General features: G+C 65.5%; 14 protein-coding genes and 1 tRNA gene. 5 read left to right on the top strand and 10 right to left on the bottom strand.

Translation table 11 applies throughout. The features are described 5' to 3' along the window. Nucleotides 1-247: 247 nt before the first annotated feature. A complete protein-coding gene (locus WBA97_RS39845) occupies nucleotides 248-424 on the bottom strand; it encodes a DUF397 domain-containing protein (protein WP_424236405.1) in 177 nt (58 codons plus the stop codon). Nucleotides 425-427: 3 nt separating this feature from the next. After that, nucleotides 428-1270: a helix-turn-helix domain-containing protein gene (locus tag WBA97_RS39840; protein ID WP_424236403.1), complete on the bottom strand. Its 843-nt coding sequence runs from the start codon at nucleotides 1268-1270 to the stop codon at nucleotides 428-430. A 124-nt stretch (nucleotides 1271-1394) separates the two neighbouring features. On the opposite strand from WBA97_RS39840, the gene WBA97_RS39835 reads away from it, so the two are divergent. The 3 genes from WBA97_RS39835 to WBA97_RS39825 all read left to right on the top strand — a co-directional run bounded on the left by WBA97_RS39835 (nucleotide 1395) and on the right by WBA97_RS39825 (nucleotide 3334). Beyond that, the gene (locus tag WBA97_RS39835) at nucleotides 1395-1772 is read left to right on the top strand and encodes a hypothetical protein (RefSeq protein ID WP_424236401.1); all 378 of its coding nucleotides are present in this window, start codon (nucleotides 1395-1397) and stop codon (nucleotides 1770-1772) included. Nucleotides 1773-2333: 561 nt separating this feature from the next. Then, on the top strand, nucleotides 2334-2480 hold the full coding sequence (locus WBA97_RS39830) for a hypothetical protein (protein ID WP_424236399.1): 147 nt from the start codon (nucleotides 2334-2336) through the stop codon (nucleotides 2478-2480). 332 nt (nucleotides 2481-2812) lie between these two features. Beyond that, nucleotides 2813-3334, top strand: a complete 522-nt coding sequence (locus tag WBA97_RS39825) for a very short patch repair endonuclease (RefSeq protein WP_424236397.1) — start codon at nucleotides 2813-2815, stop codon at nucleotides 3332-3334. Here WBA97_RS39825 and WBA97_RS39820 read toward each other — a convergent pair. From WBA97_RS39820 to WBA97_RS39795, 6 genes are all read right to left on the bottom strand, one after another. Next, nucleotides 3300-3905: a hypothetical protein gene (locus tag WBA97_RS39820; RefSeq protein ID WP_424236395.1), complete on the bottom strand. Its 606-nt coding sequence runs from the start codon at nucleotides 3903-3905 to the stop codon at nucleotides 3300-3302. The genes WBA97_RS39825 and WBA97_RS39820 overlap by 35 nt on opposite strands. Beyond that, nucleotides 3905-5557 carry a helicase-related protein gene (locus tag WBA97_RS39815; RefSeq protein WP_424236393.1) on the bottom strand — a complete coding sequence of 551 codons (1653 nt, stop codon included), beginning with the start codon at nucleotides 5555-5557 and terminating at the stop codon, nucleotides 3905-3907. Before WBA97_RS39815 ends, WBA97_RS39820 begins: the two co-directional genes overlap by 1 nt. Next, entirely contained in the window at nucleotides 5554-7848 is a 2295-nt protein-coding gene (locus WBA97_RS39810; RefSeq protein ID WP_424236391.1) for an ATP-binding protein, read from the bottom strand. Before WBA97_RS39810 ends, WBA97_RS39815 begins: the two co-directional genes overlap by 4 nt. Nucleotides 7849-7901: 53 nt before the next feature. Continuing rightward, nucleotides 7902-9146: a DNA cytosine methyltransferase gene (locus tag WBA97_RS39805; RefSeq protein ID WP_424236389.1), complete on the bottom strand. Its 1245-nt coding sequence runs from the start codon at nucleotides 9144-9146 to the stop codon at nucleotides 7902-7904. A gap of 293 nt (nucleotides 9147-9439) precedes the next feature. Then, nucleotides 9440-9512: transfer RNA gene (locus tag WBA97_RS39800), tRNA-Lys, on the bottom strand. Nucleotides 9513-9554: 42 nt separating this feature from the next. After that, on the bottom strand, nucleotides 9555-11000 hold the full coding sequence (locus WBA97_RS39795) for an FAD-binding protein (RefSeq protein WP_424236387.1): 1446 nt from the start codon (nucleotides 10998-11000) through the stop codon (nucleotides 9555-9557). A gap of 166 nt (nucleotides 11001-11166) precedes the next feature. Between WBA97_RS39795 and WBA97_RS39790 the strand changes: the two genes are divergently transcribed. After that, nucleotides 11167-11604, top strand: a complete 438-nt coding sequence (locus tag WBA97_RS39790; RefSeq protein WP_424236385.1) for a helix-turn-helix domain-containing protein — start codon at nucleotides 11167-11169, stop codon at nucleotides 11602-11604. A 4-nt stretch (nucleotides 11605-11608) separates the two neighbouring features. Here WBA97_RS39790 and WBA97_RS39785 read toward each other — a convergent pair whose 3' ends face one another. Next, on the bottom strand, nucleotides 11609-12619 hold the full coding sequence (locus WBA97_RS39785; RefSeq protein WP_424236383.1) for a hypothetical protein: 1011 nt from the start codon (nucleotides 12617-12619) through the stop codon (nucleotides 11609-11611). Beyond that, nucleotides 12616-13176 (bottom strand): RNA polymerase sigma factor, encoded by a 561-nt coding sequence (locus tag WBA97_RS39780; RefSeq protein WP_424236381.1) that lies wholly within the window; start codon nucleotides 13174-13176, stop codon nucleotides 12616-12618. The genes WBA97_RS39785 and WBA97_RS39780 overlap by 4 nt, the downstream gene beginning before the upstream one ends. Before the next feature lie 205 nt (nucleotides 13177-13381). Here WBA97_RS39780 and WBA97_RS39775 point away from each other — a divergent pair, with 205 nt between their 5' ends. Beyond that, nucleotides 13382-14107, top strand: coding sequence for a class I SAM-dependent DNA methyltransferase (locus tag WBA97_RS39775; protein ID WP_424236379.1), 726 nt, complete (start codon nucleotides 13382-13384; stop codon nucleotides 14105-14107). Nucleotides 14108-14137 lie beyond the last annotated feature (30 nt).

Raw genomic sequence — 14137 nt, 5'->3', positions numbered from 1 at the left:
CGTCATCTCGGATGTCGGCCAGTTCGGCTTCGAGATCGGTGATGATGCTGTCGATTTCTTCGACGTTGGCGAAGACGTACTGGCCGCCAGCGCCGCCACCTCCGCTGGCGCCGTAAGGCATGTAGATGGACGCGTCGTCGCCCTGGCCTTGCGGCTGATGCTCGGGCATCGTCGTGCTCCCCCGGTGTAGTCAGGCAGTAACGGAGAATACGGGGGTGGGGACACGGGAGGGCGGGGTTGGGTCAGTTCACCCGGTTGGCGGAGTGCGGAGCACGCTGATCAGCGCTGTCACATCGACGCTGTGCAGGTAGGGACCGGCGGGGTTCTTGCTGTCACGGATGTGACGCAGCGTGTGGGCGATCTCGACACAGTCGGATTGCCCGCCGGAGCGAGTGGACTTCTTGAACCGCAAGGGTTCCTGCATGGGCTAGCTCCCGAGGACGCTCTGTTCGATCAGCTCCTCGATCTTATCCTGCGTTGCCCGCTCTGACAGGGCTCGATCACGCAGGTCTTTGCGGGCGGCGGCGTAAGGGTCCGTCTCCTCGTCGAACAGGAACGTGGACGAGCCGAGATGCTCCAGCACGACGACCGAGCCTGCCTTCTCGTAGTCCATCAGGTACCAGCCGCAGACGGTGAATGAGGTCGGTTTTTCAACCAGCCGGATCGACACCCCGTCCCGTTTGGACACCCGAAGCAAATGGCGGAGCTGCTGCTCGAAGACGGCCGGCGACCCGAGCTGGTTCGCCAGCGCGGCGGATCCAATGAGGGCAAGGTAATCCTTGTCGCGGCGATTCAGTAGCTCCTGGCGCTGGAGTCGGGCTCCGATCCGGGAGTTGACGTCTTTCGCCGGCACACCCCAGTCACGCATCACCGCGGTTGCGTAGTCAGGTGTTTGGAGCAGACCCGGGACGATTCCCGGCGCCCAGTGCGTCATCCGGACCGCTTCGTGTTCGTAGGAGGCCAGGGCACCCAGATCGCTGGGCACACCGGCCGGTGGCCGGTCCCACCAGCCGAGCGCGACCGGCTTGCCAGCCCAGGCGACCAGCTCATCGCGGCGCTCGACGGGCAAGTCGTAGACCACCGCGAGCCCCATCACGGCCTCCGGGGAGATGTGTCGTAGACCGCGTTCCAGTCGGGACAACGTGGAGACGTTCCACTGGATCGCCGCCGCCACGTCGTGGAGGCTCCTGCCCGTCGCCTCCCGAATCGCACGCAGCTCCGCACCCAGCGATCGGTCACGCGGCGACCCCGGCCGGTGCCTGCCACCCATTCAATCCACCTTTCTGTCACTGCGGTCAACAGCTTACTTTCGGTGAACACTTGCGGACAACGGCATCACATTGCAACAAAGAAGGGCAGCGTGACAGACCATGGACCACGACGAGTCGGTACTCATGGCGAACCTCGCCGGCCTCAACCAGCGTGTCGCGCGGCTCATCCTGATCACGCTCGACCACGACGCCGGACGATCATCTTCGGCAGACTGGGTCTGCGACGGGATGGGACTCGGCGGAGACATGGTCACGCTGGGCAAGGCCGTACAGCGTCACGCACGATTGCGCGGCGTGTCATGGGGACACACCTACCTTGAGCCACACCGGGGGCATGTACGCGCGACCGACAACGGCACCATCACGGTGAGCGTGATCGACGGCGCCGCCGTCGGCCCGGCCGTCTGCGGCGCATGGCTGGTCGCCGAACTGCAAGGCCAGGACAGCGGGACTGTCACCCCGTGTTCGGTGTGCCTGGCTTCCCTGGGGCAGGAACCATGACTGCCGGCATGGAACCGCTGTGGTTGCCAGGGTTCTTCACCGGCCGGCGACACACAGTGGTCGACCTCGCGGACCGCACAGATTTTCACGGAATGGCACTCGTCTGGTCCGTGTGCAACCGGCCAGTCGTGCTGTACCCCGACCCGGCGGCTGAGCCCGCGAACGACTCGGTCTGCCCCGACTGCGCATGCTGGTTCGACGCACACGTCCGCTACCAATGAAACCCTGCTGTCGACGACGTAATCGCGAAATCTGGCGAAACGGACCGACAGGGAGTCGCTATCACGTACCCGGTGTTGGGGACAGCTGGCGTGGAGTTACCCCAGAGATGTCTGATCGTGTAGTCGCTGGAAATCTGCTGGTCAGCACATCGATTTGGTTCCACTGCACGTGAGGGATGCGAGGCGTTTACCGGTGCGTACAACTTCCAGCAGGGGGCAGGGGCTGATGAGGTTTGGTCCAGCGCGGGAATGGTGAAGGCGCGGATGGAGTCGGCGGGGTGGGGCGAGGCGGCTGGAGCGGTCCAGCGCGGGGGTCGTTCAGGGAGGGAAGAACCGGGTAGTGCCAGCGCCGCCGCGCCCGGCGAGGTGGACCCCGCTGGTCGTCCTTACCGATCAGGGCGGCAGCGCGAGCGCGATGGCGGGCGACGCCATCAAGGCCGAGCGAGCAGACGGCATCACTGAGGCGACACTGAGCGAGCACGCATGAAAGCTGGTGTCTACGCGCGCCCCGTATACGGCTTCGGCAAGGGCTCCGTGTGGTTCCTGGAGCGCGAGGACCCGCCGTCCGAATGCGGAACCCGAGGATGGTCTTCGCGCCCCTGGGAGCAGTTCACCCTCACCACACACCCCCGCCGTCACCTGTTCGCAGCTACCTGCCGGGTGCTTGTCATCCTCCGCCCTGCGGCGTGGCCAGCCGTATTGGGCGACCTCAACGCACGCGGACTGGCCCGGCCATGTCGCGGAGCTGCTTTGCGCGCGTAGGTTGACGGATCGGTCTACTCGTCGAACAGGGATGTGGACGAACCGAGGTGCTCCAACATGACCACCGGGTCACGCGGTCACACCCGAAGCCTACGTCGGCGCATAGTGCACCATGGGCTGGTGAGCTTGCCACCAGCCGTCGATCCCGCTGTGAGCGCGCGGATGTCGAACACCCGTGGACGCGACACTTCTCCGGAGATGGCGGTCCGCCGTGCGCTGCACCGGATGGGGCTGCGGTATAGGGTGAACTATCGCCCAGTCCCTGGAGTTCGACGGACGGCCGACATCGTGTTCACCAAACAGCGGATCGCAATTTTGATCGACGGGTGTTTCTGGCATGGCTGTCCGGATCACTACCGCCCAGCGACAGGTGGCCGCAGCCAGTTCTGGGCTGAAAAGATCGAAGGCAACCAGCGTCGGGACCACGAATCTTCGGAAGCGTTCAGTTCGGCGGGCTGGCTAGTACTTCGGTTCTGGGAGCACGAAGATCCCGTGACAGTGGCCGATCACATCTCTTCGGCGGTCCACGAAGCCGCCCGTCGGACTACATGCCCGGCTTCCGGGTCACCGCGTACGTGACTTGTTCGCAGTCCGCGCCGACGATACCGCATAGCGCTTCTACCAGCTTCCAGTCGTTGGCAGGCAACCGCGCGCTGTTCGGCTTCGTGACGACGACGGTGATCGGCTTCAACGAGTCCTCGGCGCGGACCAGACATGAGTTCCAGATCAGCCCCTGGAGAGCACTTAACGGCCCCCAGATCACGAACATCGACTGACCATCGGGCCCCTCGGCGAAGCACCTCATGGGCTTCTCCTCGATGGTGTCTGGCTTGGGCAACCACTGATCTCCGAGTGCGAGGCGCACCACGGACTCGGGTCCCGGATACGCCCTTTTTGTGAAGGACGCAATCGGCCCAATCCCCTCCAACGCCCGCCGGTACTCCTTGGCTGGGCCATCCTTAATCCAGACCCTGATCTTCTCTGCTGGCATGTACGGCGATAACCGTCCGCCGATCTTCGGGTCTTTCACGAACCGGTCGTACATCTCGCTGGCAGCGCTCGGGGACGCTTCCTCCCATCGCGCCGCGTCGAGCCGACGTACTACTTCCTCGATCACCGCGGTGCGCACGTCGGTCGGGATCTTGGCCACTAAACCCCCTCGATCGGCGGAAACTCGAGTCGCACGTTGTCGTCGGCGCCGCCCAGGTCGCCGACATCGGCCATCCACTGTTCGAGCAGATCGCGCACGTGCAGATCGTCGAAGACGAATTGGTTGTGTCCAATCGAGACCTGCTCGATCTCATCCTCGGACACTTGCTCGCGCATTTCGTAGACCTCCGCGAGTCGTCTGATGTCGCTGACGAAGTCGAGCACCTCCACGTGGGTCTTTCCCTTACGGAGTCGTAGGCCACGCCCGAGTTGCTGGACGAAGATTCGCCGGCTGTGGGTGACTCGCGCAAAGCACAGGATATTCACATCGGGGACGTCGACCCCTTCATTGAGGATGTCCACCGCCGCCAGGATCGGTACCTCACCGGAGCGGAAATTCAGGAGCCGCTCCCGCCGCTCTCGACTTTTCAGGTTCGCGTGGAGAGTCGCGGTCCGCTCCCACCCTGGGCGGAGCGCGATCAGATCGCGCATCCGCTCCGCGTGCTCAATGGTTTGGCAGAAGATGATGGCGCGCGGGTTCGTTGTCTGGTCCCAGACCTTCTCCAGGCGCTCTTTGACGGCGTCGTCCCGCTCGAGGATGAAGAGACGCTTGTTTAGATCCTTTATGGTGTAGCCGTGCTCTGAGGCCTCGCGAACGAAGTCCCAGTCGATATTGTCCGCGAACACCCGGTACTTGACCTCTGCTAGATAGCCGAGCTTCATACCTTGCGAGATCGACACTCGTACGACCGGCTCACCGAAGGTCTGCTCGATGTCGTATTTATCGCCTCGCCATGGCGTCGCGGTTACGCCGAGTCGCTTCGCATCTGGTAGGCGGTCGAGCATCGTGGCGTAGTTGCCGGTTTCTCCGACATGGTGCGCCTCGTCGACGATGACGAACCCGGGTGAGTAGCCGGCCTCGATGTAGGCGCGGGCGGTCGGAGCGACACCAAAGGTCACTCCCGGGAGTGAGTTCGGCTTAGAAGTTCCATACAGAAGGCGCGTGGGGATGTGCTTTGGGACGTCCCGCCACATCGCGCGTTCGAGCTGTTCGACTAGGTCGACCATGTGTGCGGTGACCAGCACCTGCGCACCTGGGTTTGCTAGCAGGAAGCGCCTAAGTACCCTGCCTGCGACAACGGTCTTACCGAGCCCGGTGGCAAGGTAAACCAGCGCCTCGCCGGCGTCGCTGAGCGCACGCCATGACTCTTCGACCGCGCGCTCCTGATACAGATGCAGGTTGAAAGGCTTAACGCTGTCCGGAACACGTTCATAGAGGGTTGACAGCTGGCGCCCACCCCAGAGCGTGATATTGATGCCAACGTCACGCAACGCCTGGGAACGCTCCTGAGCTTTTCGGGTAAAGACCCGGTTCGTGACCACCACCGCACGATGGATGCCGTAGTGCTGCATCGCCGCGTGCGCCTCGTCCACAGCGTCTGCGTCAGCGGACCCCGACATCTTCCACTTCGCCTGGAAGATCCAATCCGCGCCCTTTAACCGACCAATCACGTCGGCGCCCTTGTCGCCGGGGCCGTCGATGTTTACCACGTCGGTAAAAGCCATCAATCCGAGCAACCGCTCCAGTTGCCGCGTGAACCCCCTCGGCCCTTCCTCGACGAGGAAGGTGGGATCGAGGAACGAGGTTGTCATGCGGACACGATCTCCGCGTCAAGCAGGTCGGCGGTTAGAAGCAGCCGACCCAGCTCCAGCGTCTGCAGCGCCGGTGAACCTGCGGCCATCCTCCGCAGGTCGGCGAGAAGTGCCCCGAGCCGCGCCACCTGATCTGCCTGCGTGTCCTCGCCGAGGGACGCGTAGGTAGTCCGGAACAAGGCACCGTCCAGAACGAGTCTGGGGCTGTTCGTCACAAGGTCGTGGATGCCCTGCGCGCTTAAAAACCGTGCGAACTCTCCGTTCACTACGGCGCCGCTCCAGTTGACGTCTGGTGCGATGCTCACGGCGTTGACTTCCGCAGCCCGGCGGGACTCGCTGGATAGGGTGCTCCAGTACGTGCTCGAGTCCTTCGAGACGAGCTCGGCAAGACGCTCCCGCATGTCATCGAGCAACGAGTCGGCCCGCGCTCTGACAGCGGCGGCGTCAACGCGACGGTCGGGGAATTGTTCGAGAATCGACGTGACGAGTTGATCGATCGGTCCGTCAACCGAGTACACGTTCTTCAGTTGGGGAGCCGCGCAGACCAACGCGACGTTCATCGGTGACCAGCCGTAGTGAGCGATCAGGGTGGTGCCTCGATCGACGTAGATCTCGATCTCGCCGGCGACAATCCGAATCGCGTACGGCTGCTTCTGTCCGTCCCTGGTCAACTCCACACCGGAGGTGACGTAAACGCGCAGCACCGGCTGCGAGTTGCCGATTCGCACTTCGCGGTCGGTGTCTGGAAGAAGGGTCGCAGCCGCTTGATATCGCGCAAAGCGCTCTTCCTCGGTCTCGGGCTTGATCGGCTCCGGCTCGTCGGCCTCGCGCTCCTCGCCAGACGCTCCGCTGGAGTCCTGATCGTCGTTGCCTAGGTGGGACAGGCCTTCCTCATCCAGCCAGCCGTCGTCATCGTCCGGTAGTGGCGGCGGTGGTGGCGGACCGTTCTTGATCCGATCGTGATCCGCAGCCGCCTCGTACCACTTCTCGTCGGTCAGGTACTCGGGATCGCCATTGCGAAACTTCACGCCCCACGACTTGGCGGCCTCGTGAATCGACGACTCGCCGTTCCCCGGGACGAGGTAACGAAGTCCGGGCTTGTTCTCTCGGTAGGCGTTGAAGAAGCGACTCATCGGCGAGATGTTCTCGTGCCCGACCAAACGCTTCGCGTACTGCGGCCGCAAAGGCTCCGGGCCGCGAACCTTTTCGACCATGAAGCGCCATTCCTGCGACGAGGTGTCGAAGTTGTTCTTTCGCACGTTCACTGGCGCGTGGTCGAGGTGGATCTCGCCTACAATCCTGCCCATGCCGAGCTCGATCGGGTATTCAAGCTCGAAGTCGCCGTCCGGGGTCTCCCAGCCGAAGAGCGACTTGTCCTGGTAGGTGATCGCTCGGCCGTGACGCAGGAACGTCAGACCGAAGTCCGACTTATCCGCGTAGCGCTGGATGCCGAGCCAGCCCCAGATCCGTCGTTCGCGTTCTTCAATGTCGACGCTCTCGCACTCGACGCACTTATCGTAGGCCGAGGTGTACCATCGGCCGCAGTTCATACATGCGAAGGCGTTGGTGAGCCGGAAGTCGATGTCGGTGGCGGCCGTGACCTCTCCGCCTTTGTATGTCACCGAACGGCTCGGATCCCAGATGCACGGAAGATGCGGACTCACCGGGCGCCTGTTCACATACAACCTTTGGTTGGCGCCGCGCATCAGCTCCGCACCTGAGTGATCGCCTTGCGGGTCACGAAGCATATAGGTGTAGATGCGCCCGAGGTGGCCCATCGTCTCCTTGATCGCCCGCGTGCTCCTCAGTCGCGTCACCATGTCCTCGCGAAGTCTGGTGACCGTGACGAGGGTGCCGTGCTCTTCGCGCGCCTTGTCCTCGTAACGCAGCGGAACTTCGTAGGTGGACTGGCGTTGCATCGCCGGAATGTCGATGGCGGCGATGACCCACTGGCCATCGCCCTCTCTCCCGGTCCGGACCTCGGTCATGGTTCCCAACCGCGCCGTGGCGATATTGAAGCCCATTCCGAACAAACCGAGGCTACCGAAGCGCTGCTTCCCCGACGTGCCAGCGCTGAGCGCGTCCTGCAACTGCTCCGGCGACATGCCGCGCCCGTTATCGCCCACCGAGATCTCCGAGGATTTGGTGACCGCACTAGAGGTCGGCAGACTGATATCGATCCGCGGCTCCAGAGTCGGCTTCTCGGCCGACGCCTCGACCAGTTCGTCCAGTGCGTTGTCAATCAACTCGCCGAGACACTGATGTAGTTGCAGGTCGACCTCAGCGATCATCTCCAGGATCCGCGGGGACGGCATGAGGTTGAGCGTGCTGGGCCGAGCCCCAGTCATGAGTCGACCTCCTCCTTGATCAACGCTTTGTAAACGCTCTCAGCGACGACTTTTCCGAGCAGCACCGGGACCGCGTTGCCGATCTGACGCATCGCCTCTCCCCACGAACCGTGAAGTTCGTAGTCGTCTGGAAACGTCTGAAGACAGGCGCTTTCACGGACCGTGAAGTACCGAATCGAGCCGTCGACGTTCCTGAGCATGTTCTCACCGCCGGGCACGCCATGGCCGCCGGCCTTGAGGGCCTTGGCGGGCATGTCCAGCGGGCTGCCTGTGTGACCTGGGTAAGACCTGGCCCCTGGCTGAAGCTCGTGGTTGAGGACTGTCCGCGACCGCCCAATGGTTGGCTCGGGCAGATTCGATAGGACATCACGCACTGTGCGCCAGCGCTGGTGCGGTTCGTCACCAATGAGTCGCTGGGGGACATGCAGCTTCGGACGCTCCGGCCTCTTACTCTTCGAAACTTCGTGCTCTTCCCAGTACTCGCCGGTAACCCACTGTGAATGCAGTAAGGCCCGCTTGGAGTGCGTGGCGGTGGGGAAACTCCACTTGATGTCGAGGTCCCCTCGGAAGCCCACGATGAAAACGCGGTGTCGTTGCTGAGGTACGCCGTAGTCTGCCGCGTTCACGAGCGTCGGCACGACGCGGTAGTTGAGGTCGTAGCGTTGACGGTTTTCGACCGCCGCACGCAGCCGGTCCAGATGGTCGATCCACTTTTCACCCCGATTTGCGATCACGGTCGGTAGCGCGAGCCGGAGCTGGATGTACTCGTAGTAATCGGTGAAGGCCGCTCGGGTGAGTCCTCGGACGTTCTCGATGATGAAAGCCTGCGGCCTCAGGCCAGCGATGATCTCCGCCGTCGCGGGGAACATGTCCCGAGGATCATCTGCGGCTTTGGCCAGGCCACCTGAGGAAAACGGCTGACAGGGAGGCCCACCGGCTACCAGCGTGACATCTTCGGTCACCACCGACCATTCGAACTTGCGTACGTCACCCTCGTATACGTTCCAGTCGGCGACGAGTTCGTGACCGCGTCGCTTGTTTTCCCGAACTGTGTCACACGCCCACCTGTCGCGTTCCACCGTCGCCACCGACTTGAACCCCGCCATCTGGCATCCAAGAGCCAGCCCGCCCGCACCGGCGAAGAGCTCCACGCTCGTGAGACGAGGCGACGTGTTCTCGATGGCGTGGAGGTCCGACAGGTCTGCGGAGGGGACGACGGGGGCGACCGCAGTCTTGGACATGCACTTCCTTCATTCATGGGTGGGGCTGCGAACATCCTGCCCGAAGCGACCGCCACTTTGGTGGCGATCATGCGTGAAACGCCGGGCACCGTACGACCGCAGTGAGGACAATCCCCCTTGCGGCCCGAGGAGACCCTGCTCGCTGCGGGCCGACAAGATCCACCCCGCCGTCGCCGCCTGCGTGCTGCCCGCTGGTGCTGGGGGGGTCGCGATCCACTCACAACGACAGGCCGGACCCGCCCTACCAGCGGAAGCGACTCGAGAAGGAGCGGTTCGCGCAATGACCAAATCGGTGGGCCGCCTGGGGCTCGAACCCAGAACCTACGGATTAAAAGTCCGCAGCTCTACCAATTGAGCTAACGGCCCGTGTGGTCATGCTACCGAGGGGGTGGTTGCCCGGTGTGAGGGCTATCGGAAGATCGCCTGGCCTGGGGTGAGGACGTTCCTCGGGTCGTACTTGCGCTTCGCGGAGCGGAAGGCCGGCCAGCTGTCGCCGTAGTGGGTCTTCCAGTCGGCTTCTGTCATGGGGATGACGCCCACCGGGTAGTGGGTGCCGCCTACGGCCACCGCGCGGTCGTACTGGGCGCGGTTGACGGCGATCAGGCGTTGGGTCTCCGCGTCGCTGGGTGGGCTGACCGCGCGCAGCAGCGCCAGCAGGAACACGACCGGGCTGTCTGGCAGCCGGACGAAGGGCTCGTGGATCAGCGAGTTGAGCACCGGGTACAGCAGGATCACCCCACCCGCGTCGGCGGGCGTGGTCTCGGTCAGTAGCTCGGCCACGTACTCGTCCGTGGCCTCGTCGGGCAGGAAGAGGTTGATCCACGGGCCTGGCATGCGGAGCGCCATGAGCTGCTGGACCAGGTCGTAGATGCGGTTGAGCCAGTCGAAGTACGGCATGTCCGTGATCTCCGTGCTGACCGGCGCGAGGTCGCCGATGAGTGCCGCGTCGTCCGGTGACGATGGCGGCGTGTAGTACATGACGCCTTCGAGCATGTAGGTCCAGCCGCCCTCCACCGGGGTCAGCTGGCCCTCCAGGTAGCTGAACCTGCGGTCGGCGACCGCGGTGCGCTGCGCCGCGGTCATGGACTCCAGGTCCGGGTAGAACAGGTGGTACACGCGTGCTGTGGTGGCCGCCGGGATCAGGCGCACGGTCGCGCGGGCGATCACCGCGAACTGGCCGAGTCCGCCGAGCACCGCGTGGAACAGTTCCGGGCGGATCGTCCTGGTGCAGCGCACGATGTCGCCGGTGCCGGTCACGACCTCGAGTGCCAGCACGTTGTCGACCAGCAGGCCGTGTTGGGACGTGGCGCCGCCGATGCCACCGAGGGACAGGGTGCCGCCGATCGACAGGCCAAGGTAGTCGGCCGCCACCGGTGGGGTCTGGCCCTGCGCCAGCGTGGCCTTGATCAGGTCCAGCCACTGCACACCCGCGTCGACGACGGCGTGGCCGGTGCCGATGCGGTGGATGGTGGCGAGGGTGCGCGAGTCGATGACGATGCCGCCGCCCGCCTGCGCCTGGCCGAACGTGGCGTGGCCCTGGCCTCTGGCCGCGACCTTCAGGCCGTGCTTGTTCGCGAACCGGATGACCGTGGCGATGTCGCGGACGGAACCGGGGCGCAGCACGGCGGCCGGGGTGCGGTGCACGATGTGGCCGTAGTCGTCGGCGGCCTCTGCGCGGGACTCCTCGTCGACCACCAGCTCGCCGTCGAGGTCCGGCACGCGAATGCCGCCGGTCTCGGCGTCCGCGCTGGTCAGCCAGCCCAGGTTGGCGGGGTCCAAAGCGACGACCGTCGCCGCTGCGGTGACGGTGACGCCGGCCAGGGCTGCCCGGCGGCTGATCTGCAACTTGCGCACGGCGCACCCTAGCCCAGAAATGACCATGATCGCTCACCCGTTTGACGGATTGACAACTACTGCACGACGACGATCGACATTGGTCCAAACCTTGGTGTGAGGTTCTGCCGTCTCGCGCGTCTTTCCTGATGAGATGCGAGATCGGAGGGGTGCTATGGGTGGGAACATGGGTGGCGAGACCTTCGCGGTCATGGTGCAGCGGCGGCGGTACCTGGCGAACCTGACGCAGGAGGGGCTCGCCGAGCGATCCGGGCTCAGCCCGCGCAGTATCCAGAACCTGGAACGGGGCCGGGTCAGCAGACCGCGGCGCGAGTCGGTTCGCCTGCTCGCCGACGCGCTGGGGCTCACCGGGCCCGATCGCGCCGCGTTCGAGCACGCCGCGCGGCTCGGCACGCCGACCCCGATCACGGCGTGGCGCGGCGCCACCGACAGCGGCCGGGGGACCATGGCCGACAACCTGCGGCAGCTGGTCGCGCAGGCGGGACACGCCGGCTGGCAGCCCGTGGACCTGCGGGGACTGCCGCACAACGCCGCGCCGGACGTGGTCCTCGACCGGCTGCTGACGGCACTGGGCATCGACACCGAGACGACCGTCGCCGTCTAAGGGGTCAGGGGTTGGCGGGCGCACCGGTGTCGAGGAACGTGTTGCCCGCCCACCGGTAGCCGGCGGCGCCCGTGTTCCAGCCGGTGCTGGGGGCGCTGCCGCGGAACCGGTTGTCCTGCACGTGGATGCTCGCCGAACCCGGTTGCGTCGGCGCGTCGAGCTGGGTCAGGACACCGGTCTCGACGGTCACGCCACGGATCGGACCGTCCAGATCGGACATCGTCACCCGGCCCATCACGTTGTGGCGCAACAGCACTCCGGTGGTGCCTGCCTGGACCCGCACCTCCGAGGTGGCGAGGTAGCTGTCGGACAGCTTGGCGCCGCTCGTGATCGTCACCCCGGACTCGAGCCTGCTGCGCCGCACGACGAGCCCGTTTGCGCGCTGTGTCAGCGACTCGCCGCCGGACAGCTCACTGTCCACAACGGTCAGGTTGCCCGCGAGCTGCTGGAGCGCGGGTGTGCCGTACGGCGCGACGGCGACCACGCGGCGCAGCGTCACGTTCGGGGCCTCGACCGTCACCGTGCCGGTGACCCTCAGATCGGTGATCACCTGACCGGGAGTGGTGATCCGCAGGTCGCCCTGGTGCTCGCGGAGCGTCGCACCCCGCGGGACGCCCGTGTTCGAGCCCGACGGGTCGCCGTTCATCGGCCCCCACGTCGGTGCCGAGCCGCCGCCCGGGTCGAGATTGGACGACGGCGGTGAGCTCGTGCGGTCCGGCCCGTCGATGATCATCGTGGGATCCGAGGGCGGCACGTCGGAGAAGAGCCTGCTCGTGACGGCCGCCCCGCCGAGCCCGACGACCGCGACCACCGCCGCGGCGACAGCGAACGAGCGCTTCTTCCGCGTGCGTGGCCGCAGCTCGGTGACGACCGCGTCGCCGTCCTTGGCGGGCTCGGTCTCGTGGTGCTCAAGGTGCACGTCGGCGATGCGCTCGCGCCACCGGTCCAGGCCGGGCGGCGCGTCGATGCCCGCGAAGAGTTCCCGCAGTTCCTGCTCGTCGATGTCGCTGCTCATCGCGACACCCCCAGGTGCCGCTGGAGCCTGGCGAGCGCCCGTTTGCACGCCATCGTCGCCGCGTGGTCGGTCAGGCCGACGACCGCGCCGACCTCGGCATAGGAGAGGCCCGCCGCGATGCGCAGACCGATGATCGTGCGGTCCTTGTCGGAGAGGTGGGCCATGGCGGCGAGTGCCTGGCGCACCTCGTCCCGCATCACGACCTCGCCTTCCACGTTGACCTTCTGGTCGGCCTCCGTCTCCGCGCCGAAGAACCGGGCGACCAGCGCCGACCGCCTGGAATGCTTGCGCCGGTGGTCGATCACGGCGTTGCGCGCGATGCGCAACAGCCAGGCCGGCTCGGCCTCCTGGGGCACGTCAGCGCCCGCGAACGCGTGGAACGCGGCGGCGAACACGTCCGCCGCCAGGTCCTCCGCGTCGCCCCGGTTGCTCACCTGCGAGAGGCAGTACCGGAACACGCGTGCTGCGTGGTCGCGGTACACCTGCTCGAACGACCTCGCCTGGCCGCGTTCCGAGTCCGGTTCCGCCGTGTCTTCAGGGAGAACGCGTGAGCTCACGAGATCTCACACTCCGATTTCCCCCGGCCCCACCGCCCGTCCCGGGTGAGGTCACATGAAACTGCGGCAGCATAACAGCGCCCAGCAGGCGATATCGACGCTCGAACCGTTACGAAGCCGGGCGCAACAGAACGCGTGAACCGGACGTTTTCGTCCTGAACCGAAAGCCTTGGCGGACGGGGCACAGCCCTGTCACGTTGGAGGCATGGCAACTTTCGATCCGCGCCTGTACGGGGCGCGCTGGGCGGACACCTACGACGAGTGGCACACCGGCCTGATGGACGACGATGGCGCGGTGGCCGCGCTCGCCGACTTCGCCGACGGCGGTCCGGCGCTGGAGTTCGGGGCGGGCACGGGCAGGCTGGCGGTGCCGCTGGCCGAACGTGGCGTCGAGGTGGTCGGGGTGGACATCAGCCCCGAGATGCTGGCGAAACTGAAGGAGAAGTCGACCGAAGTGACGGTGGTCGAGGGCGACATGACGACGGTGTCGCTGGAACGCGAGTTCGCGGTCGCGTTCATCGCGTTCAACTCGATCTTCGTGCTGGAGTCGCAGGAGGAGCAGGTCGAGCTGTTCCGCAACGCGGCACGGCATCTGAGGCCGGGTGGGCGGTTCGTGCTCGAGACGGTGGTCACCAAGGCACCATCGGCGGACCAGGGCAAGCTGTCCGTCGTGAAGGTGGAGGCCGACCGGGTCACGCTCGCGGGCGGCACGACCGACCAGGTGACGGGCAACTACACGGGCATGTGGATGACCTTCGAGCCCAACGGCACGAAGTTCTTTCCGCTGGGCGGCAGGAGCGTCACCCACCACGAGATGGATCTGATGGCACAGCTCGCCGGCCTGGCACGCGAAGACCGCTGGGCCGACTGGAAGGGCACCCCGTTCGGTCAGAAGTCCGAACTACACGTGTCGATCTACCGGAAACCCTGATCCACGCGAGTGGCCCGCGGTCTACGAGAC

Origin of the sequence: Actinophytocola sp. (genome assembly GCF_049647105.1) — a bacterium.
In the GTDB taxonomy this organism is placed as follows: Bacteria; Actinomycetota; Actinomycetes; order Mycobacteriales; family Pseudonocardiaceae; genus Actinophytocola.
This window is presented reverse-complemented; position numbering and strand designations above follow the sequence as displayed.